This window comes from Escherichia sp. R1 (genome assembly GCF_003000935.1).
Lineage (GTDB): Bacteria > Pseudomonadota > Gammaproteobacteria > Enterobacterales > Enterobacteriaceae > Escherichia > Escherichia coli.
Window position 1 is genome coordinate 73,799 of the sequence record NZ_PSRU01000018.1, and the last position, 19,660, is coordinate 93,458.

The following is a 19,660-nucleotide window of genomic DNA, read 5'->3' on the forward strand; positions in this document are numbered from 1 at the left end:
TTACATCGCGTCCAGTGCCTGCTCAAGTTTGTAGATATAGCGCGGAGCCTGCGGCGCAGGATGATTTCGCGCTACGTGATCGAGGAACTCATCAGCATCCAGATCGTTGATTTTGCTGATCGCCTTTTTCCGATCTGACGAGAAAGTCCGTAGCAGCGCACCTGCCCCGTTAGCGTATGACACCACCAGCGCATATTGCAGTACCTTCGGATCTTCAATGCCTGCCAGCGGGCCGGTTTCCAGAATATTCAGGTAAGCCGCCCCCATTGAAATATTACGCTCCGGATTTTTCAGCTCGCTGGTCGTCGGCTCACCGCTCCAGCCCATACGACGATATACATCACGTCCGGAGGTTGAAGCTTTTATCTGCATCAAACCAATGGCATTCGATTTACTCACCGCGTTCGGATTACCACCCGATTCGATAGCGATAATCGCCGTGATCAATTGTGGATCGACGCCCCAGGCTGCACCGGCTTTCTGGCTTATTGGCATCCACTGCATCGCACGTTGCACCGGAACTTTCGCGTTCCACGGCGGGTTCGTATAGTCATGCTTTGATGAACAACCCGCTAATAACACAATCAAAAAGGCAAACCATCTCAATTTCACTTCTTCTGTCCTTATAGCCTGGAATCGCCGTTGAGGTGACAACGGCACACCTAAGCGGCATGATATATATTTCGTTTCTGTTGTCAGCAAGGAATTGCCATGTCTCTGTTTCACTTAATTGCCCCATCGGGTTACTGCATTAAACAGCACGCCGCGCTGCGTGGTATCCAGCGCCTTACCGACGCGGGGCATCAGGTCAATAACGTCGAGGTTATTGCCCGTCGTTGTGAGCGTTTTGCGGGTACGGAAACGGAGCGTCTGGAAGATCTCAATTCTCTTGCCAGACTGACTACCCCCAACACCATCGTGCTGTCTGTACGCGGCGGTTACGGTGCCAGTCGTTTACTGGCAGATATTGACTGGCAGGCACTGGTGGCTCGCCAACAACATGACCCGTTACTCATTTGCGGACATAGCGATTTTACCGCCATTCAGTGCGGTCTTCTGGCGCAAGGCAATGTCATCACCTTTAGCGGCCCCATGCTGGTAGCAAACTTTGGCGCGGATGAACTAAATGCCTTTACCGAGCACCACTTCTGGCTGGCGTTACGCAATAAAACGTTCACCATTGAATGGCAAGGGGAAGGCCCGACATGTCAGACCGAAGGCACGCTGTGGGGAGGCAATCTTGCGATGCTGATTTCACTGATTGGTACACCGTGGATGCCAAAAATTGAGAACGGTATTCTGGTGCTGGAAGATATTAACGAGCACCCTTTCCGCGTCGAACGTATGCTGTTGCAGCTCTATCATGCTGGAATTTTGCCACGTCAGAAGGCGATTATTCTCGGTAGCTTTAGCGGCAGCACGCCTAATGATTATGACGCAGGTTACAACCTGGAGTCAGTGTACGCGTTTTTGCGTTCCCGCCTGTCGATTCCACTCATTACCGGCCTCGATTTTGGTCATGAACAACGCACGGTTACACTGCCGTTGGGCGCACATGCCATTCTTAATAACACCCAGGAAGGCACCCAGTTGACGATTAGCGGTCATCCTGTTCTTAAAATGTAAAAAAATCACGCTTCAGGGCTAAGTAAAACGCTGTCTCTGCCGCTAATATGGTAGGGTTTATATAAGAGACAGCGTAATCAGGAGTAACCGACCGTTGGATGCCACAACAATAATTAGCCTTTTCATCTTAGGATCCATCCTTGTCACCAGCAGTATATTACTTAGTTCATTTTCTTCCCGTCTTGGCATTCCCATTCTGGTTATTTTTCTGGCGATCGGCATGCTGGCGGGGGTTGATGGCGTCGGCGGTATCCCGTTTGATAATTACCCCTTCGCCTACATGGTAAGTAACCTGGCGCTGGCGATTATTTTGCTCGACGGCGGGATGCGTACTCAGGCCAGTTCCTTTCGTGTGGCGTTAGGACCGGCACTGTCGCTGGCGACGCTGGGCGTGCTTATCACCTCTGGTTTAACCGGCATGATGGCGGCGTGGCTGTTTAATCTTGATTTGATTGAAGGATTATTAATCGGCGCTATCGTCGGCTCCACCGATGCTGCAGCGGTCTTTTCTCTGCTGGGTGGTAAGGGGCTTAACGAACGTGTTGGCTCGACGCTGGAAATTGAATCCGGCAGTAATGATCCAATGGCGGTCTTTCTGACGATTACCCTGATTGCGATGATCCAGCAACATGAAAGCAGTGTCAGTTGGATGTTCGTGGTCGATATTCTGCAGCAATTTGGCCTCGGGATTGTCATCGGGCTTGGCGGTGGTTATTTACTGCTGCAAATGATTAATCGCATCGCCCTGCCCACCGGATTATATCCATTGCTGGCATTAAGCGGCGGTATTTTAATTTTTGCTTTAACCACGGCGCTGGAAGGCAGCGGTATTCTGGCTGTTTATCTGTGCGGTTTTCTGCTGGGTAATCGGCCGATTCGCAACCGCTACGGCATCCTGCAAAATTTCGACGGCCTCGCCTGGCTGGCGCAAATCGCCATGTTCCTGGTGCTGGGGCTATTGGTTAACCCAAGCGATCTGCTGCCTATTGCCATTCCGGCGCTCATTTTGTCCGCATGGATGATTTTCTTCGCCCGTCCTCTTTCGGTATTTGCCGGATTGCTACCGTTCCGTGGCTTCAATCTGCGTGAGCGCGTGTTTATCAGCTGGGTAGGATTACGCGGCGCGGTGCCGATTATTCTGGCTGTGTTCCCGATGATGGCGGGGCTGGAGAATGCGCGACTGTTCTTTAATGTCGCCTTCTTTGTGGTCCTGGTTTCACTGCTATTGCAGGGAACATCACTCTCGTGGGCGGCGAAAAAAGCCAAAGTGGTCGTTCCGCCAGTGGGACGTCCGGTGTCACGCGTTGGCCTGGATATTCATCCGGAAAATCCGTGGGAGCAGTTTGTTTATCAATTGAGTGCCGATAAATGGTGCGTGGGCGCGGCACTGCGTGATTTGCATATGCCAAAAGAGACGCGTATTGCGGCACTGTTTCGTGATAACCAGTTGCTTCATCCCACCGGCAGCACCCGACTGCGCGAAGGCGATGTGTTGTGTGTAATTGGTCGGGAACGCGATCTCCCGGCGCTCGGTAAACTGTTCAGCCAGTCGCCGCCGGTCGCGCTGGATCAACGCTTCTTTGGTGACTTCATTCTCGAAGCCAGCGCCAAATATGCTGATGTGGCGCTGATATATGGCCTGGAAGACGGGCGAGAATATCGCGATAAGCAGCAAACGCTGGGTGAAATCGTCCAGCAGTTGTTAGGCGCAGCACCGGTTGTCGGTGACCAGGTAGAGTTTGCCGGGATGATCTGGACGGTGGCCGAGAAAGAAGATAATGAAGTGTTGAAGATTGGTGTTCGGGTAGCGGAGGAAGAAGCCGAATCTTAAGTTTAATGTGTTTTGTAACGCTGGATACGACGCTGGTCGCATCCAGCGATAACAAGTTACACCGTCACAACCGGGACGCGTAACGCCAGCGCGCACATCAACTCATAGCCTACCGTTCCGGCAGCGGCGGCGACATCATCAATTTTGATCTCCTTGCCCCACAGCTCAACTGGCGTACCAATACCCGCTTGCGGGCAAGGCGTTAAATCGACCGCCAGCATATCCATCGAGACTGTCCCCACCGTCATGGTGCGAACGCCGTCCACTAAAACAGGGGTACCGGTAGGCGCGTGGCGCGGATAACCGTCGGCGTATCCTGCGGCGACAATGCCGATTCGCTGTTCATCGCGCGCAGTATAGCGACCGCCGTAGCCCACACGCTCGCCCGCTTTTAGCGTCTGGACACCAATAATCTCACTGCTTAGCGTCATCACCGGACGTAATCCGGTATTGGCGATATCACGCCACTGACCGGACGGCGAAGCGCCATACAAAATAATACCAGGCCGAACCCAGTCAAAATGCGCTTCCTGGTGCCACAGAGTCGCCGCCGAATTGGACAACGAACGCCGACACTCCAGCCCTTCCGCCGCCTGCTCAATACGCGCCATCGCGCTGGAAATTCCATCAGGATGTTCCGCTTCGGCAAAATGCGACATCAGAGTCATTTCGCCAACATTCGCCATTGCCCGCAACTGCTGCCAGACGGTAAGCACGCGATCGGGCTGGAAGCCCAACCGATTCATCCCACTGTTCACTTTAAGATAAATATCCAACGGTGCTTTTAGCCGCGCATTTTGCAGTGCTTTGAGCTGCCAGTTGCTGTGTACGCAGGTGGTCAGGCGGTGCTGGTCATAAATCTCCAGATCCTGAGCATGGAAAAATCCTTCCAGCATCAGGATCGGTCCTTTCCAGCCGCGCTCACGTAACGTTATTGCCTCTTCCAGGTTAAGCAATGCAAAGCCATCGGTAGCCCCGAGCGCGCTCCAGATACGCTCAATACCGTGCCCGTAAGCGTTCGCTTTTACCACCGACCAGACGCGCGCGCGCGGCGCGGCCTGGCGGACAATGGACAGATTCTGTTTTAATGCCTGCAGATCGAGGCTGGCCTGTATCGGACGGGTCATCTCGTTTCCTTAGCTGTGTGCGCCATGTAAATGGCCCGGGCGTGATGGCGTAAATCCACGGCTGTAGCGCGCTACGCTTAGATCTTCATACGGGATCGCTGGCGTGCGCCCCGAGAGCAGATCGCTTAACAACTGACCGGAACCGCAAGCCATCGTCCAGCCGAGCGTGCCGTGACCGGTATTCAGCCACAGATTTTTAAAGCGTGTACGTCCGACAACCGGCGTGCCGTCTGGCGTCATCGGGCGCAGGCCAGTCCAGAAAGTCGCCTGCTCAACATGACCGCCGCGTGGATAGAGATCGCGAACCACCATCTCCAGCGTTTCACGACGCGGTTGCAACAGCTCGGTGTTAAAGCCAACAATTTCCGCCATTCCGCCGACACGAATGCGGTTATCGAAACGGGTAATGGCGATTTTGTAGGTTTCATCAAGAATAGTGGATACCGGCGCACCATCTTCCTGCGCAATTGGAATGGTCAGCGAGTAGCCTTTCAGCGGATACACCGGAATATCAACAATGCCTTTGAGCATCGCCGTCGAATAAGAACCAAACGCCATCACATACGCATCGGCCTTAATCACTTCATCACCACACTTCACGCCGTAAATTTGCTCGCCGTCGCAAAGCAGTTGGTCAACGGGCGTATTAAAGCGGAATTTAACCCCCGCCTGCTCCGCCATCCGCGCCAGATTCTGGGTAAACAGCTGGCAGTCTCCGGTTTCATCATTGGGTAACTGCAGGCCGCCCGTCAGTTTGTGCGCCACTTCTGCCAGCGCGGGCTCCACTTCCGCCAGGCGGCTGGATTCCAGCAGCTGATACGGTACGCCAGCATCTTCCAGCACGGCGATATCGCGGGTCGCGTTTTCATACTGTTGTTCAGTACGGAACAGTTGCAGCGTCCCACCCTGACGCCCTTCATACTGAATATTGGTTTCGGCGCGCAATGCTTTCAGGCAATCACGGCTGTATTCCGCCAGACGTACCATCCGCCCTTTGTTTTCCATGTAGTGGCTGGTGTCGCAGTTACGTAACATTTGCCACATCCATTTCAACTGGAACTGCGTACCGTCGAGACGAACCGCCAGCGGCGCATGGCGCTGGAACATCCATTTAATCGCTTTTAAAGGCACACCTGGTGCCGCCCACGGTGCAGCATATCCGGGGGAGATTTGCCCGGCATTCGCGGCACTGGTTTCCAGGGCGGCCCCCGGCTCCCGATCAATGACGGTGACCTCATGTCCTGCCTGATTTAAGTACCAGGCGCTGGCAACGCCTACCACACCACTTCCCAGTATGACAACTCGCATAGCCACTCCGATAACGGTAGATACAGTAAAAGAATAATAATCTAATTACATCTTGATAACTCAGTTGAAAATATTATTCAACATACAGCTTTTTTATGGTGAGCTGGCTCACATCTCCCTGACTCTGCGGCAATATGGCGTCTTTAGTATCTCCTGCTGAACGCCCTTTTTATCCAGCATAAAATTCCGTTCAGAAGCGGATTAGTGGCACTCTGATAATAAGAAATCGCAAAGAAAAAAATTCTCCGGCGACGCGGTTTTTAACAGGTGTTCTATGCTTGAAATGAGGTGCTCCACACAGAGAGCGCCGACAACAATGAGGTGCGCGTATGGCGACGATCGATTCTATGAATAAGGACACCACACGTTTGAGCGATGGACCCGACTGGACGTTCGACCTGCTGGATGTTTATCTGGCAGAGATAGACCGGGTGGCGAAACTCTACCGGCTGGATACCTACCCGCACCAGATTGAAGTGATAACCTCAGAACAGATGATGGATGCCTACTCCAGCGTCGGCATGCCAATTAACTATCCGCACTGGTCATTCGGTAAAAAGTTTATCGAGACTGAACGGCTGTATAAGCACGGTCAGCAAGGACTGGCCTATGAAATCGTCATTAACTCTAACCCGTGTATCGCTTACCTGATGGAAGAGAACACCATTACCATGCAAGCGCTGGTGATGGCTCATGCCTGCTATGGGCATAACTCTTTCTTCAAAAACAATTACTTATTCCGTAGCTGGACCGACGCCAGTTCGATTGTCGATTATCTGATTTTTGCCCGTAAATATATTACCGAGTGCGAAGAACGTTATGGCGTTGATGAAGTAGAACGGCTTCTGGACTCGTGCCACGCGCTGATGAACTACGGCGTGGACCGGTACAAACGCCCGCAAAAAATCTCGCTGCAAGAAGAGAAAGCCCGGCAGAAAAGTCGCGAAGAGTATCTGCAAAGTCAGGTCAATATGCTCTGGCGTACCCTGCCGAAGCGCGAGGAAGAGAAAACGGTTGCTGAAGCGCGCCGCTATCCGTCCGAACCACAAGAAAACCTGCTCTATTTTATGGAGAAAAATGCGCCACTGCTGGAATCATGGCAGCGTGAAATCCTGCGTATTGTGCGTAAGGTGAGCCAGTATTTTTATCCGCAAAAACAGACTCAGGTGATGAACGAAGGCTGGGCGACCTTCTGGCACTACACCATCCTTAACCATCTGTATGATGAAGGGAAAGTAACGGAACGTTTTATGCTGGAGTTTTTGCACAGCCACACCAATGTGGTCTTCCAGCCGCCCTATAACAGCCCGTGGTACAGCGGCATCAACCCGTATGCCCTCGGGTTTGCCATGTTCCAGGATATTAAACGGATTTGTCAGTCGCCAACGGAAGAAGACAAATACTGGTTCCCGGATATCGCCGGTTCCGACTGGCTGGAAACGCTGCATTTCGCGATGCGTGATTTCAAAGATGAGAGTTTTATCAGCCAGTTCCTGTCACCGAAAGTGATGCGTGATTTCCGCTTCTTCACCGTGCTGGATGACGATCGGCATAATTATCTGGAGATTTCCGCTATTCATAATGAAGAAGGTTATCGGGAGATCCGTAACCGGTTATCGTCTCAATATAATTTAAGTAATCTGGAGCCGAATATTCAGATCTGGAACGTGGATTTGCGCGGCGACCGTTCGCTGACGCTGCGTTACATTCCACATAATCGCGCACCGCTGGATCGGGGGCGCAAAGAAGTGCTGAAGCATGTGCATCGCCTGTGGGGATTTGATGTGATGCTGGAACAGCAAAACGAAGACGGCAGCGTCGAGTTGCTGGAACGTTGCCCGCCGAGAATGGGAAATCTGTAAATAGTCCTCCTCGTTTGAGGAGGACTCATTTTTGCCGGATGCGGCGTAAATGCCTTATCCGGCCTACAAAGTATCGCAAATTCAATACATTGCAAAAAAACACGTAGGCCTGATAAGCGTAGCGCATCAGGCAATTATACGTTTGTCATCCGTCTGGAAGGATTATCGTCCCTGAATGGCTAAATCACCCGGCAGATTTTTCTGCATCCGGTGCCAAATCTCGCCACTCTCATGCCCATAGCGACGCACTGTTTCGTATACCTGATCGTGTGCGCCTTCACTGCACAACGCCGACAGTTTGTGATAGAAGCCCAGCGCCAGACTGCGCGCTTCCGGATTGGCGAAATAGTGACGACCAATGCGCGTATACAGCCCTTTCATCCCGTTAAGGATCAGACCGTAAATCGGGTTGCCGGAAGCAAACGCCAGGCCGCGGAAAATGTTGTAATCCAGCTCGGCAAAGGCGTCGGCGTGATCGGCCACTTCATTAGCGGTTGCCAGCACTTCCTGCGCTTTATCGGGATGTTGACGAAACGCGGTGCGAATAAAAATAGTTGAAATATTGGTACGCACCGACAGCAAATTATCAATAAGCTGCGGCACACTTTCGTGGTCCAGTCGCGCCAGTGTTTCAAGGATATTTAAACCAGAGGTTTCCCAGAAATTATTCACCTTCGTCGGCTTGCCGTGTTGAATGGTCAACCAGCCATCTCGTGCCAGACGTTGTAACACTTCACGTAACGTAGTACGCGTTACGCCAATTAATTCTGAAAGTTCACGTTCTGCGGGCAAAATAGTCCCGGGAGGGAAGCGGTTATTCCAGATACTTTCAATAATGTACTCTTCCGCGAAACCCGCCGGGCTTTGCGCCTTAATGACCATAGTGAGATTTCCATAACACAGCAAAACAAAGTTGGACTCATCATACCAGAGGGCTAACTACGCTGATAGCAGACAAAAAGAAGAAAAAAGGGATCAAGGCTTCATTTTCCGCATCTCTTTCCCCTTGACTATCAAGACTTGCCTCACTCCTGCCTGACCGTTAAGCTTTGCGTTTAAACATAAAAACATCATTGATTATTTGTAAGGTAAGGGAAACCATCATGGAGATCTCCTGGGGCCGCGCGCTATGGCGCAATTTTTTGGGCCAGTCCCCCGACTGGTACAAACTCGCCCTCATCATTTTCTTAATCGTAAATCCGTTAATTTTCCTCATCAGCCCTTTCGTCGCGGGCTGGTTGCTGGTAGCGGAATTTATTTTCACTCTGGCGATGGCCCTGAAATGCTACCCGCTGCTCCCCGGTGGTCTGTTGGCTATCGAAGCGGTATTCATCGGCATGACCAGCGCGGAACACGTCCGTGAAGAGGTGGCGGCAAATCTTGAAGTCTTGCTGTTACTGATGTTTATGGTGGCGGGTATCTATTTTATGAAACAGCTATTGCTGTTCATATTTACCCGTTTGCTGTTAAGCATTCGCTCCAAAATGCTGCTGTCGCTCTCTTTTTGCGTGGCGGCGGCGTTCCTCTCCGCGTTCCTCGATGCCTTAACCGTCGTGGCGGTGGTGATCAGCGTTGCCGTCGGTTTTTATGGTATTTATCACCGCGTAGCCTCTTCCCGTACTGAAGATACCGACCTGCAAGACGATAGTCATATCGACAAGCATTACAAAGTGGTTCTGGAACAGTTCCGTGGCTTTCTGCGTAGCCTGATGATGCATGCCGGTGTTGGCACCGCATTAGGCGGCGTGATGACCATGGTGGGCGAACCACAGAACCTGATCATCGCTAAAGCGGCTGGCTGGCATTTTGGCGATTTCTTCCTGCGCATGTCGCCGGTGACCGTCCCGGTTCTGATTTGTGGCCTGTTAACCTGCCTGCTGGTAGAGAAGCTGCGTTGGTTTGGCTACGGTGAAACGCTGCCGGAGAAAGTCCGCGAAGTGTTGCAACAGTTTGACGATCAAAGCCGCCACCAGCGTACCCGTCAGGATAAAATCCGTCTGATTGTCCAGGCGATTATTGGCGTCTGGCTGGTGACTGCGCTGGCGTTGCATCTGGCGGAAGTTGGCTTGATTGGTTTGTCAGTCATTATTCTGGCGACATCATTGACTGGTGTCACCGATGAACATGCTATCGGTAAAGCCTTCACCGAATCTCTGCCATTCACCGCACTGTTGACGGTGTTTTTCTCGGTAGTCGCGGTGATTATCGACCAACAACTGTTTTCGCCGATTATTCAGTTTGTGTTGCAGGCATCGGAACATGCTCAGCTGTCGCTGTTCTATATTTTCAACGGTCTGCTGTCATCCATTTCGGATAACGTCTTCGTGGGGACGATTTATATCAACGAAGCGAAAGCGGCAATGGAAAGTGGCGCTATCACGTTGAAGCAATACGAGCTGCTGGCGGTCGCCATTAATACCGGTACCAATCTGCCCTCCGTCGCTACGCCGAACGGTCAGGCTGCGTTCCTGTTCCTGCTGACCTCTGCACTCGCGCCATTGATTCGCCTCTCTTATGGGCGCATGGTGTGGATGGCCCTGCCTTACACCCTCGTCCTGACACTCGTCGGCTTGCTCTGCGTCGAGTTTACGCTTGCCCCTGTAACCGAATGGTTTATGCAAATGGGCTGGATAGCAACGCTTTGATAACAACTTACCGGGCATATAAATGCCCGGTTTGCCTTTTCGCCCGATAATTGTCCAATTGCGTCCTATTTTTGCTGCCTCCTGGTGGCGCAGCGAATGAATTGGTTTAAACTGCGCACTCTATGCATATTGCAGGGAAATGATTATGTTGCGATTTTTGAACCAATGTTCACAAGGCCGGGGCGCATGGCTGTTGATGGCGTTTACTGCTCTGGCACTGGAACTGACGGCGCTGTGGTTCCAGCATGTGATGTTACTGAAACCTTGCGTGCTCTGTATTTATGAACGCTGCGCGTTATTCGGCGTTCTGGGTGCTGCGCTGATTGGCGCGATCGCCCCGAAAACTCCGCTGCGTTATGTAGCGATGGTTATCTGGTTGTATAGTGCGTTCCGCGGTGTGCAGTTAACTTACGAGCACACCATGCTTCAGCTCTATCCTTCGCCGTTTGCGACCTGTGATTTTATGGCTCGTTTCCCGGAATGGCTGCCGCTGGATAAATGGGTGCCGCAAGTGTTTGTCGCCTCTGGCGATTGCGCCGAGCGTCAGTGGGAATTTTTAGGTCTGGAAATGCCGCAGTGGCTGCTCGGTATTTTTATCGCTTACCTGATTGTCGCGGTGCTGGTGGTGATTTCCCAGCCGTTTAAAGCGAAAAAACGTGACCTGTTCGGTCGCTAATCCATTCGGCGCTCCTGCGGGAGCGCTTTTTCCTGCCGCTATGTTTATTTGACCCGCAGTAAATCAGAACTTCGCGTTGTATAACATGGTGAAAGCATGGCACGCTTCATCTGCCATTGTTGCTGGATCCCCTGCCCGGCAAAATAGAGTGTTCCTCTGCCCTCTTTAGCATTCAGCGTATCCATTACCGCCATCAATTGCTCACTCCCGGGGCGCGGTGCGTTGTCATCGAATAAATTGAGCTGCGCGACTCCCTGACTGAAGAAATCCCCCAGCATCACGCCCGCTTTTTGGTAGCGATGGCCCGCTTGCCAGATGGCATCCAGAGATCGCGTAGCGGCGTTAATGATATCCCTGCTGTCCTGAGTGGGCGTCAGCAGTTTTACCGATGCGCTATTGCCGTAATAAGGTTCATTGAACGCAAATGGTGACGTCTTAATAAACGTGGAGATAAACCGACAATATTGATGCTCGCTGCGAAGTTTTTCCGCCGCCCGGGCAGCGTAACTACAAATGGCCTGCCGCATCGACGGATAATCCGTGATGCGTTCACCAAACGAGCGGGAACAGATAATTTCCTGCTTCGTCGGTGCAAACTCTTCCAGTTGCAAACAGGGTTCACCGCGCAGTTCACGCACCGTTCTTTCGAGCACGACATTAAAATGTTTACGGATAAACCGGATATCTGAATCCGCCAAATCGAGAACGGTTTTGATCCCCATCGCGTCCAGTTTTTTGCTGATCCGCCGTCCAATCCCCCAGACTTCATCCACGGGGAGAGCAGACATTAATTTACGCTGGCGTTCCAGATTTGATAAATCCACCACCCCGCCCGTCTGCCGCTGCCATTTTTTTGCCGCATGATTGGCAAGCTTAGCCAGCGTTTTGGTCTGGGCGATCCCCACACCAACAGTAAGATGGGTACGTTGTAGCACCGTTGCGCGAATTTCTCTGCCAAAATCAGTCAGATCGCGACAATTATGCACACCTGTCAGATCGCAGAATGCCTCATCAATACTGTAAATCTCGACGCGGGGCGATAGTTCTTCCAGCGTCGACATCACCCGATTACTCATGTCTGCGTAAAGCTCATAATTGCTGCTAAAGCAAACCACGCCACAGCGACGAAACAGATCTTTTTGTTTGAACCAGGGATCGCCCATTTTAACGCCCAGCGCCTTTGCCTCAGCGTTTCGGGCGATAACGCAACCGTCATTATTCGATAGCACAACCACCGGTTTACCCCATAAATCAGGGCGAAACACCGTCTCACAGCTGGCATAAAACGCGTTTACATCACAGAGGGCAAACATCAGCGCATCGCCTTAACGACGTGGATCACCACACCAAAGACATCCAGCGTATCTTCGCTACTGATGGTAATGGGCGAGTACGCACTGTTCATAGGAATAAGCTGTACCGTCGGGCGTAGTTGCAATTTTTTCACCGTAAACTCGCCGTCAACAGCAGCGATGATAATATCACCATGGCTGGCGGTAATAGCGCTATCGACAATCAGTAAATCACCGTCACTAATCCCACCATCAATCATAGAATCACCACTTGCTTTGACGAAATAAGTCGCGCTGGGATGCTGGATCAACAGTTGATTCAGATCGATACGCTGTTCAACGTAATCTGCGGCCGGTGAAGGAAAGCCACACTGAACAAGATCGCTAAATAGCGGAAAAGTCAAAATTTCGCGGAGATCCGCAGGCTTGATAAACAACATAATAATCTGCCTGAAGTTATACTGTTTTTATATACAGTAGTCTGTTCTTGTCAGCAGATCAATACTGATTCAGGCTATCAATATTTGTCGCTGCATAGACTGCTGATTTTTCGTTCTCTTATCCTGTGCTCACGCGGCCTTCTGGCGACAGCGTCCATCCAGCAGAAAGGAAAAATATCACCTGGTTTAAAATAGAATCGAAGCATTCGCCCAGAAAGGCATTCTCATTAAGATACTGGATGACGGCATCAAGAAACTGTGTTCTATTGCTGCGGGCGTAGTTGAAGGGAAACTGATTCCAGAATTGAAGAACAAGTTAAAATCTGTGCAGAGTTTCTTTACCACCCTGTCTAACACGGTTAAACAAGCGAATAAAGATATCGATGCCGCCAAATTGAAATTAACCACCGAAATAGCCGCCATCGGGGAGATAAAAACGGAAACTGAAACAACCAGATTCTACGTTGATTATGATGATTTAATGCTTTCTTTACTAAAAGAAGCGGCCAAAAAAATAATTAACACTTGTAATGAGTATCAGAAAAGACACGGTAAGAAGACACTCTTTGAGATACCTGAAGTCTGATAAGCGATTATTCTCTCTATGTACTCAAGGTATAAAGTTTATCACATTTAAAAATACAGACGTTTTTTAAAGATTGAGAGTTACCTGTTGATAATAAGGTATCGAGTAACTCTCATTATGACAGAGCGCTTTCAAAAACAGGGCTACGAAATGGCGAGCATCCAGACGTATATTAAGAAAGCCCCCATCAACATCTATTAAATTTATCACTGCGCCCAGTCAGGTTTATTTAAGATATGATCCTGCCAGTCAATCACTTCTGATTCTTTTACTGCGATATGACGCACAGAGATACGTTCACCATGCATTGCCGCTTTCGAACCAGTAAGTAGCGGATGCCACGCAGGTAAACCTTTACCTTCCGCCAGCAAACGATAAGCGCAGGTCATTGGCAGCCATTCGAATGTTGGCAGATTTTCACGGGTTAATTTAATGCAGTCGGGTTCAAACTCGAAACGACGTTCGTAGTTCCGACATTGACAGGTTTTAATATTGAGCTGGCGACAGGCGACGTTAGTGAAGTAGATTTCGTCGGTGTCTTCATCCATCAGTTTATGCAGGCAACACTGACCGCAACCATCACACAACGACTCCCATTCCGCATCGCTCATTTCGTCCAGGGTTTTACTTTGCCAGAAAGGTACATCGCTCATCAGGTGTTCCGCCATTACGTTAAAACGCACCTTATAACCAGTCTGGCACAGCGATGCAAGTTTTGCCGCCGCTTTCAGGCGGCAAAAAGTATTACAAAACGCGAGTTGTCAAAGAATGCCCATCGAAAGTGACTGTCAGCTCATCACCGCTTTGCAACGGGCCGACACCATCAGGCGTGCCTGTCAGCACAACGTCACCGGCCTTGAGGGTAAAAAACTTGCTCATATAAGCGATCAGCGGAACGATTTTATGGATCATGTCCGCAGTCGTACCTTGCTGGCGTTGCTCGCCGTTTACGCTCAGGCCCAGCGTTGTATTTTGTGGGTCGCCGGTAAACTCCGCCGCGGGAATAAACCCGGAAAGCGGACAAGAGTTATCAAACGCTTTGGCCTTTTCCCACGGCTGCCCGGCTTTCTTCATTTTTCCCTGAACATCACGCAATGTCAGATCGAGCGCCACGCCGTAACCGGCAATGGCTTTGCGGACATGCTCTTCCGTAGCCTGACGCAGCGTCGCGCCAATCAACACCGCCAGTTCGACTTCATGATGAACTGAACCGAAATCGGATGGGATCGCCAATGGCTGCCGCAGATCGCACAGTGCCGTTTCTGGTTTAATAAACAGCACTGGCTCTTCGGGCACTGCGCTGCCCATCTCTTTAATATGTTTGGCATAGTTACTACCAACACAGACTACTTTACTCACCGGATAATCCAGCAGCGCACCTTGCCAGTTGTGATGTTGATACATAACGTTCCCCTCACCTTATCGTGGATATGAAAACCCGCGCCGACAAAGATAATGCCACCGCCGGATATCGGTTATTTGTTAATGTCGTCTGTTTTTTGCCCCATGACGGAAAGATGTTGCTTCAGCAAATCTTCGGGTGGTGGCGGTAACTGCAAATAGTAACCTTGCTCGGTTAATGCCTGTTTAACCTTTTCAATATCGGCATTAACCAGTTTCTTCCGCCCATCCAGCGGAAGAATCATCGCTAACTGAGGCTGACCAAAACCTTTCATCAGTTCCTCAGGAACACGCGAAAAATCGTCTTTTTTTTCGACATATAAATAGGTCTGGTCACGCTTGCTGCTTCGATAAATCACACAAAACATACTTTTACTCTTTAAGATGCCAGGTTTTGGCATAAGCTAACATCAATGAAACCCGCGCCACAAGCCAGCCAGCTGTAGATTTCTACGGTTTGTTCAGTCCATGCCCCCTTTATAAGTAATCCCCCCGGCAAAAATGCCGCGCCGGGATTTAACCGAACACAGGAAAGTCACTGGAATTCTCCCGTGAAGGATTGTTATATTATAACAGTTCATCGTACTCATTCTGAACAGGAGACTACCAATGAAAATTAAGGGCATCAGTAAGGCTGTATTGTTGCTTGCACTGCTAACCTCCACGAGCTTTGCTGCGGGTAAGAATGTCAATGTTGAGTTTAGAAAAGGCCATAGCAGCGCTCAGTACTCCGGCGAAATAAAGGGATACGATTACGATACATATACCTTCTATGCCAAAAAAGGTCAGAAAGTGCACGTGAGTATCTCTAACGAAGGCGCTGATACTTACCTCTTCGGGCCAGGAATCGATGATTCTGTTGATTTATCCAGATATTCCCCAGAACTCGATAGTCACGGACAATACTCACTCCCTGCTTCTGGCAAATATGAGCTGCGAGTGCTGCAAACCCGAAACGACGCCCGTAAAAACAAAACTAAAAAATATAACGTCGATATTCAAATTAAGTAAATATCAACCGACGGGGACTCTCCCCGTCATAAACGTTAACGCCCCACTCCTCTCTGTCGCTTAAGAGGTTAATGACGAATAGAACATAATGTAAACAAGACATCACTCACGACACATAAATAACATCTTTGTGGTGGTTTGATTGATTTTTCCATTCCGCTTACCATTCACACCAAAATAACGATCATCACGACATAATTTTTCTTTAACATCGCAAAATACACCGTTAGAGAATGTAAATTCGCTGGGATCGTAACCTTGTACTGATTGTAAGTTTTCAGCGGCTTTTTCGCCGAGATATTTCCTTGTTAACTCTGGGGAAATGCCATCTGAGTTAACACAAATATACGGGTCGCAAACAACGCCGCACGCCGGAGATTGAAGTCCGCCAGCGTCATTTCCAGACGCCATTGATGAGAACATCATCCCCACACCTGACAATCCGATATAAAAAATACGCATCATATTCATAGCACATCCTGATAATCCAACCGTACAACACTTATGCTCATTTCATCATCAATCCGTAATCAAAACCGCTGACCTGGACGAGTTACGATGACCTGACAGAAGTATCAGACGTCTTCTGCGGTTTCTATGATAGAGCAATTCTGTGGCGGATATTAAGATAACGGGTATCTGTTCTTTAATGATGCTGCAAAAAATGGAAAGTTAAGAAAGCCTGGCGTGGTGAAAAAATACACTCGCCTCAACACTGGATATTTAAACAGGCCTGAAGATGCTGTCACGATTAGGGTGCGGAAAAAGGAAGCGTAAATAAGAACAATCAAAAGTACGACGGCAATGGGTTGATTGACAAGGGTATTTTTTAAGCTATGAATCAGCGCCATTTATCACAGAATAGACTTTTACTCTGAATAAATGGGAGGGTGACTTGCCTCAATATAATCCAGACTATAACATGCCTTATAGTCTTCGGAACATCATCGCGCGCTGGCGATGATTAATAGCTAATTGAGTAAGGCCAGGATGTCAAACACGCCAATCGAGCTTAAAGGCAGTAGCTTCACTTTATCTGTGGTTCATCTGCATGAGGCAGAACCTAAGGTTATCCATCAGGCGCTGGAAGACAAAATCGCTCAGGCCCCCGCATTTTTAAAACATGCCCCCGTTGTACTCAACGTCAGTGCACTGGAAGCCCCGGTAAACTGGTCAGCGATGCATAAGGCGGTTTCGGCAACCGGTTTGCGGGTTATTGGCGTAAGTGGCTGCAAAGATGCGCAACTTAAAGCCGAAATTGAAAAGATGGGGCTGCCTATCCTGACGGAAGGAAAGGAAAAAGCGCCGCGTCCAGCTCCCGCACCGCAGGCTCCAGCGCAAAATACAACGCCGGTCACAAAAACGCGTTTAATTGATACCCCAGTGCGTTCCGGTCAGCGTATTTATGCTCCACAATGTGATCTGATTGTTACAAGCCACGTTAGCGCAGGGGCCGAATTGATTGCCGATGGTAACATTCATGTCTATGGCATGATGCGCGGTCGTGCGCTGGCAGGGGCAAGTGGTGACCGGGAAACGCAAATATTTTGTACGAACCTGATGGCGGAACTGGTGTCCATCGCAGGTGAATACTGGCTGAGTGATCAAATCCCAGCAGAATTTTATGGCAAAGCGGCACGACTGCAGTTAGTCGAAAACGCTTTGACCGTTCAACCGTTAAATTGATCCCTTTTTAACAAGGAATTTCTATGGCACGCATTATTGTTGTTACTTCGGGCAAAGGGGGTGTTGGTAAGACAACCTCCAGCGCGGCCATCGCCACTGGTTTGGCCCAGAAGGGAAAGAAAACTGTCGTGATAGATTTTGATATCGGCCTGCGTAATCTCGACCTGATTATGGGTTGTGAACGCCGGGTCGTTTACGATTTCGTCAACGTCATTCAGGGCGATGCAACGCTAAACCAGGCGTTAATTAAAGATAAACGTACTGAAAATCTCTATATTCTTCCGGCATCGCAAACTCGCGATAAAGATGCCCTCACCCGTGAAGGGGTCGCCAAAGTTCTTGATGATCTGAAAGCGATGGATTTTGAATTTATCGTTTGTGACTCCCCGGCAGGGATTGAAACCGGTGCGTTAATGGCACTCTATTTTGCAGACGAAGCCATTATTACCACCAACCCGGAAGTCTCCTCAGTACGCGACTCTGACCGTATTTTAGGCATTCTGGCGTCGAAATCACGCCGCGCAGAAAATGGCGAAGAGCCGATTAAAGAGCACCTACTGTTAACGCGCTATAACCCAGGCCGCGTAAGCAGAGGTGACATGCTGAGCATGGAAGATGTGCTGGAGATCCTGCGCATCAAACTCGTCGGCGTGATCCCAGAGGATCAATCAGTATTGCGCGCCTCTAACCAGGGTGAACCGGTCATTCTCGACATTAACGCCGATGCGGGTAAAGCCTACGCAGATACCGTAGAACGTCTGTTGGGAGAAGAACGTCCTTTCCGCTTCATTGAAGAAGAGAAGAAAGGCTTCCTCAAACGCTTGTTCGGAGGATAAGTTATGGCATTACTCGATTTCTTTCTCTCGCGGAAGAAAAACACAGCCAACATTGCAAAAGAACGGTTGCAGATTATTGTTGCTGAACGCCGTCGCAGCGATGCAGAACCGCATTATCTGCCGCAGTTGCGTAAAGATATTCTTGAGGTCATTTGTAAATATGTACAAATTGATCCTGAGATGGTAACCGTACAGCTTGAGCAAAAAGATGGCGATATTTCTATTCTTGAGCTGAACGTGACCTTACCGGAAGCAGAAGAGCTGAAATAAGCCCCCTGTAAAAGCGCATTTATCTTCAAGGCAGAGTCATCTCTGCCTTGAGTTTCTGTGCACAATAATATTGATAAATCAGATTATCTTACCTTTACAACATTGCGTTAACAGTCAATGACACTTCTTGAATAAAAATATTGTCAATCAATGAGTTATTTATCATTTGAGATTATTCTCATTCCCGTAAAAAACATAATTCCTATCATCACAGTCACGCTCATTTTGAATTATCTGAATAATAGCGAGCGTTCTTTAGTTAAGCAGATCTTAATTGAAGACGAAATTATTGTGTGTGCAACTTACTTAATACCGGACAACTAAGTTGAAGAAAAAAATACTTGCCTTCGGGCTTATCTCAGCATTGTTCTGCTCCACGCCAGCGATGGCGGATATGAATCGCACCACGAAAGGTGCATTGCTAGGCGCAGGCGTTGGTTTACTTACTGGCAATGGTGTTAATGGCGTACTGAAAGGTGCAGCTGTTGGCGCTGGTGTTGGTGCAGTAACAGAAAAAGGCCGCGACGGTAAAAATGCGCGTAAAGGTGCAAAAGTGGGTGCCGCCGTTGGTGCTGTCACTGGCGTTCTGACCGGCAATGGCCTCGAAGGGGCGATTAAAGGTGCCGTGATTGGCGGTACGGGTGGTGCAATTCTGGGTAAAATGAAATAAGGAATGATGATGAAAAAATTTGCTTTACTGGCGGGTCTGTTTGTTTTCGCACCAATGACCTGGGCGCAGGACTACAATATTAAGAACGGTTTGCCATCAGAAACCTATATTACTTGTGCAGAAGCCAACGAAATGGCAAAAACTGACAGCGCACAGGTTGCAGAAATTGTTGCGGTAATGGGTAATGCCAGCGTTGCCAGCCGTGATTTAAAAATTGAGCAATCTCCGGAACTGAGCGCCAAAGTGGTAGAAAAACTGAATCAGGTTTGCGCTAAAGATCCGCAAATGCTGTTGATCACGGCAATTGATGACACCATGCGTGCTATCGGCAAAAAATAATATTTCATATGTTACCGCGTCGATGAATTCGACGCGGTTTTTTAGCTAACGGGC

The 19,660-nt window shown here is 49.6% G+C and carries 22 protein-coding genes and 2 pseudogenes; 13 read left to right on the top strand and 11 right to left on the bottom strand.

The window, feature by feature from the left end:
• Positions 1 to 612 (bottom strand): membrane-bound lytic murein transglycosylase EmtA, encoded by a 612-nt coding sequence (gene emtA, locus C4F37_RS20275; RefSeq protein WP_001295994.1) that lies wholly within the window; start codon positions 610 to 612, stop codon positions 1 to 3.
• Positions 613 to 711: 99 nt separating this feature from the next.
• On the opposite strand from emtA, the gene ldcA reads away from it, so the two are divergent.
• A complete protein-coding gene (gene ldcA, locus C4F37_RS20285) occupies positions 712 to 1,626 on the top strand; it encodes a muramoyltetrapeptide carboxypeptidase (protein ID WP_000051575.1) in 915 nt (304 codons plus the stop codon).
• Positions 1,627 to 1,720: 94 nt separating this feature from the next.
• Positions 1,721 to 3,391 (top strand): annotated as a pseudogene (locus tag C4F37_RS20290) (potassium/proton antiporter); the annotation flags it as partial.
• Here C4F37_RS20290 and C4F37_RS28430 read toward each other — a convergent pair.
• The 3 genes from C4F37_RS28430 to dadA are packed head-to-tail and all read right to left on the bottom strand — an operon-like array spanning position 3,329 to position 5,892.
• Complete coding sequence (locus C4F37_RS28430) at positions 3,329 to 3,499, bottom strand: hypothetical protein (RefSeq protein WP_418885988.1); 171 nt, start codon at positions 3,497 to 3,499, stop codon at positions 3,329 to 3,331. The pseudogene C4F37_RS20290 and the gene C4F37_RS28430 overlap by 63 nt on opposite strands.
• A 14-nt stretch (positions 3,500 to 3,513) precedes the next feature.
• A complete protein-coding gene (gene dadX, locus C4F37_RS20295) occupies positions 3,514 to 4,584 on the bottom strand; it encodes a catabolic alanine racemase DadX (RefSeq protein WP_001538638.1) in 1,071 nt (356 codons plus the stop codon).
• Between the two features lie 9 nt (positions 4,585 to 4,593).
• Positions 4,594 to 5,892, bottom strand: a complete 1,299-nt coding sequence (dadA, locus tag C4F37_RS20300) for a D-amino acid dehydrogenase (protein WP_001266908.1) — start codon at positions 5,890 to 5,892, stop codon at positions 4,594 to 4,596.
• Between the two features lie 329 nt (positions 5,893 to 6,221).
• Between dadA and C4F37_RS20305 the strand changes: the two genes are divergently transcribed.
• Entirely contained in the window at positions 6,222 to 7,754 is a 1,533-nt protein-coding gene (locus C4F37_RS20305) for a SpoVR family protein (RefSeq protein WP_000190855.1), read from the top strand.
• 162 nt (positions 7,755 to 7,916) lie between these two features.
• Here the strand turns inward: C4F37_RS20305 and fadR are convergent, their stop codons facing one another.
• Entirely contained in the window at positions 7,917 to 8,636 is a 720-nt protein-coding gene (gene fadR / locus C4F37_RS20310; protein ID WP_000234823.1) for a fatty acid metabolism transcriptional regulator FadR, read from the bottom strand.
• Positions 8,637 to 8,857: 221 nt separating this feature from the next.
• On the opposite strand from fadR, the gene nhaB reads away from it, so the two are divergent.
• Positions 8,858 to 10,399, top strand: a complete 1,542-nt coding sequence (gene nhaB, locus C4F37_RS20315) for a Na(+)/H(+) antiporter NhaB (RefSeq protein ID WP_000406391.1) — start codon at positions 8,858 to 8,860, stop codon at positions 10,397 to 10,399.
• 145 nt (positions 10,400 to 10,544) lie between these two features.
• Positions 10,545 to 11,075: a disulfide bond formation protein DsbB gene (gene dsbB, locus C4F37_RS20320; RefSeq protein ID WP_000943452.1), complete on the top strand. Its 531-nt coding sequence runs from the start codon at positions 10,545 to 10,547 to the stop codon at positions 11,073 to 11,075.
• A 44-nt stretch (positions 11,076 to 11,119) separates the two neighbouring features.
• Here dsbB and umuC read toward each other — a convergent pair whose 3' ends face one another.
• Positions 11,120 to 12,388, bottom strand: a complete 1,269-nt coding sequence (gene umuC / locus C4F37_RS20325) for a DNA polymerase V catalytic protein (protein ID WP_000457596.1) — start codon at positions 12,386 to 12,388, stop codon at positions 11,120 to 11,122.
• The gene (locus C4F37_RS20330) at positions 12,388 to 12,807 is read right to left on the bottom strand and encodes a translesion error-prone DNA polymerase V autoproteolytic subunit (RefSeq protein ID WP_001773894.1); all 420 of its coding nucleotides are present in this window, start codon (positions 12,805 to 12,807) and stop codon (positions 12,388 to 12,390) included. The genes umuC and C4F37_RS20330 overlap by 1 nt, the downstream gene beginning before the upstream one ends.
• 262 nt (positions 12,808 to 13,069) lie before the next feature.
• On the opposite strand from C4F37_RS20330, the pseudogene C4F37_RS20335 reads away from it, so the two are divergent.
• A pseudogene (locus C4F37_RS20335) lies at positions 13,070 to 13,393 on the top strand (hemolysin E); the annotation flags it as partial.
• Between the two features lie 206 nt (positions 13,394 to 13,599).
• On the opposite strand, the gene C4F37_RS20340 reads toward C4F37_RS20335, so the two are convergent.
• The 3 genes from C4F37_RS20340 to C4F37_RS20350 all read right to left on the bottom strand — a co-directional run bounded on the left by C4F37_RS20340 (position 13,600) and on the right by C4F37_RS20350 (position 15,162).
• Positions 13,600 to 14,046 carry a YcgN family cysteine cluster protein gene (locus C4F37_RS20340; protein ID WP_001339583.1) on the bottom strand — a complete coding sequence of 149 codons (447 nt, stop codon included), beginning with the start codon at positions 14,044 to 14,046 and terminating at the stop codon, positions 13,600 to 13,602.
• A 91-nt stretch (positions 14,047 to 14,137) separates the two neighbouring features.
• Positions 14,138 to 14,797: a fumarylacetoacetate hydrolase family protein gene (locus tag C4F37_RS20345; RefSeq protein ID WP_000284277.1), complete on the bottom strand. Its 660-nt coding sequence runs from the start codon at positions 14,795 to 14,797 to the stop codon at positions 14,138 to 14,140.
• Between the two features lie 71 nt (positions 14,798 to 14,868).
• A complete protein-coding gene (locus tag C4F37_RS20350) occupies positions 14,869 to 15,162 on the bottom strand; it encodes a YcgL domain-containing protein (protein ID WP_001386210.1) in 294 nt (97 codons plus the stop codon).
• 241 nt (positions 15,163 to 15,403) lie between these two features.
• Between C4F37_RS20350 and pliG the strand changes: the two genes are divergently transcribed.
• Positions 15,404 to 15,805 (top strand): g-type lysoyme inhibitor PliG, encoded by a 402-nt coding sequence (gene pliG / locus C4F37_RS20360; RefSeq protein ID WP_000693755.1) that lies wholly within the window; start codon positions 15,404 to 15,406, stop codon positions 15,803 to 15,805.
• Positions 15,806 to 15,907: 102 nt separating this feature from the next.
• On the opposite strand, the gene C4F37_RS20365 is transcribed toward pliG, so the two are convergent.
• Positions 15,908 to 16,276: a YcgJ family protein gene (locus C4F37_RS20365; RefSeq protein WP_001056846.1), complete on the bottom strand. Its 369-nt coding sequence runs from the start codon at positions 16,274 to 16,276 to the stop codon at positions 15,908 to 15,910.
• Positions 16,277 to 16,795: 519 nt separating this feature from the next.
• On the opposite strand from C4F37_RS20365, the gene minC reads away from it, so the two are divergent.
• From minC to C4F37_RS20400, 6 genes are all read left to right on the top strand, one after another.
• Entirely contained in the window at positions 16,796 to 17,491 is a 696-nt protein-coding gene (gene minC, locus C4F37_RS20375) for a septum site-determining protein MinC (protein WP_000072533.1), read from the top strand.
• Positions 17,492 to 17,514: 23 nt separating this feature from the next.
• Entirely contained in the window at positions 17,515 to 18,327 is an 813-nt protein-coding gene (gene minD, locus C4F37_RS20380; RefSeq protein WP_000101055.1) for a septum site-determining protein MinD, read from the top strand.
• A 3-nt stretch (positions 18,328 to 18,330) separates the two neighbouring features.
• Complete coding sequence (minE, locus tag C4F37_RS20385) at positions 18,331 to 18,597, top strand: cell division topological specificity factor MinE (RefSeq protein WP_001185665.1); 267 nt, start codon at positions 18,331 to 18,333, stop codon at positions 18,595 to 18,597.
• A 150-nt stretch (positions 18,598 to 18,747) separates the two neighbouring features.
• Positions 18,748 to 18,921, top strand: coding sequence for a hypothetical protein (locus tag C4F37_RS20390; RefSeq protein ID WP_023150733.1), 174 nt, complete (start codon positions 18,748 to 18,750; stop codon positions 18,919 to 18,921).
• 1 nt (position 18,922) lies between these two features.
• Positions 18,923 to 19,267 (top strand): YMGG-like glycine zipper-containing protein, encoded by a 345-nt coding sequence (locus tag C4F37_RS20395; protein WP_000726974.1) that lies wholly within the window; start codon positions 18,923 to 18,925, stop codon positions 19,265 to 19,267.
• A gap of 3 nt (positions 19,268 to 19,270) precedes the next feature.
• On the top strand, positions 19,271 to 19,606 hold the full coding sequence (locus C4F37_RS20400) for a YmgD family protein (protein ID WP_000979977.1): 336 nt from the start codon (positions 19,271 to 19,273) through the stop codon (positions 19,604 to 19,606).
• Positions 19,607 to 19,660 lie beyond the last annotated feature (54 nt).

Bases quoted from the DNA above. Each gene is read 5' to 3' on its own strand.
- ldcA (WP_000051575.1), top strand. From the start codon at position 712: ATGTCTCTGTTTCACTTAATTGCCCCATCGGGTTACTGCATTAAACAG.
- C4F37_RS28430 (WP_418885988.1), bottom strand. From the start codon at position 3,499: ATGCGACCAGCGTCGTATCCAGCGTTACAAAACACATTAAACTTAAGA.
- dadX (WP_001538638.1), bottom strand. From the start codon at position 4,584: ATGACCCGTCCGATACAGGCCAGCCTCGATCTGCAGGCATTAAAACAG.
- dadA (WP_001266908.1), bottom strand. From the start codon at position 5,892: ATGCGAGTTGTCATACTGGGAAGTGGTGTGGTAGGCGTTGCCAGCGCC.
- C4F37_RS20305 (WP_000190855.1), top strand. From the start codon at position 6,222: ATGGCGACGATCGATTCTATGAATAAGGACACCACACGTTTGAGCGAT.
- fadR (WP_000234823.1), bottom strand. From the start codon at position 8,636: ATGGTCATTAAGGCGCAAAGCCCGGCGGGTTTCGCGGAAGAGTACATT.
- nhaB (WP_000406391.1), top strand. From the start codon at position 8,858: ATGGAGATCTCCTGGGGCCGCGCGCTATGGCGCAATTTTTTGGGCCAG.
- dsbB (WP_000943452.1), top strand. From the start codon at position 10,545: ATGTTGCGATTTTTGAACCAATGTTCACAAGGCCGGGGCGCATGGCTG.
- umuC (WP_000457596.1), bottom strand. From the start codon at position 12,388: ATGTTTGCCCTCTGTGATGTAAACGCGTTTTATGCCAGCTGTGAGACG.
- C4F37_RS20330 (WP_001773894.1), bottom strand. From the start codon at position 12,807: ATGTTGTTTATCAAGCCTGCGGATCTCCGCGAAATTTTGACTTTTCCG.
- C4F37_RS20340 (WP_001339583.1), bottom strand. From the start codon at position 14,046: ATGAGCGATGTACCTTTCTGGCAAAGTAAAACCCTGGACGAAATGAGC.
- C4F37_RS20345 (WP_000284277.1), bottom strand. From the start codon at position 14,797: ATGTATCAACATCACAACTGGCAAGGTGCGCTGCTGGATTATCCGGTG.
- C4F37_RS20350 (WP_001386210.1), bottom strand. From the start codon at position 15,162: ATGTTTTGTGTGATTTATCGAAGCAGCAAGCGTGACCAGACCTATTTA.
- pliG (WP_000693755.1), top strand. From the start codon at position 15,404: ATGAAAATTAAGGGCATCAGTAAGGCTGTATTGTTGCTTGCACTGCTA.
- C4F37_RS20365 (WP_001056846.1), bottom strand. From the start codon at position 16,276: ATGAATATGATGCGTATTTTTTATATCGGATTGTCAGGTGTGGGGATG.
- minC (WP_000072533.1), top strand. From the start codon at position 16,796: ATGTCAAACACGCCAATCGAGCTTAAAGGCAGTAGCTTCACTTTATCT.
- minD (WP_000101055.1), top strand. From the start codon at position 17,515: ATGGCACGCATTATTGTTGTTACTTCGGGCAAAGGGGGTGTTGGTAAG.
- minE (WP_001185665.1), top strand. From the start codon at position 18,331: ATGGCATTACTCGATTTCTTTCTCTCGCGGAAGAAAAACACAGCCAAC.
- C4F37_RS20390 (WP_023150733.1), top strand. From the start codon at position 18,748: ATGAGTTATTTATCATTTGAGATTATTCTCATTCCCGTAAAAAACATA.
- C4F37_RS20400 (WP_000979977.1), top strand. From the start codon at position 19,271: ATGATGATGAAAAAATTTGCTTTACTGGCGGGTCTGTTTGTTTTCGCA.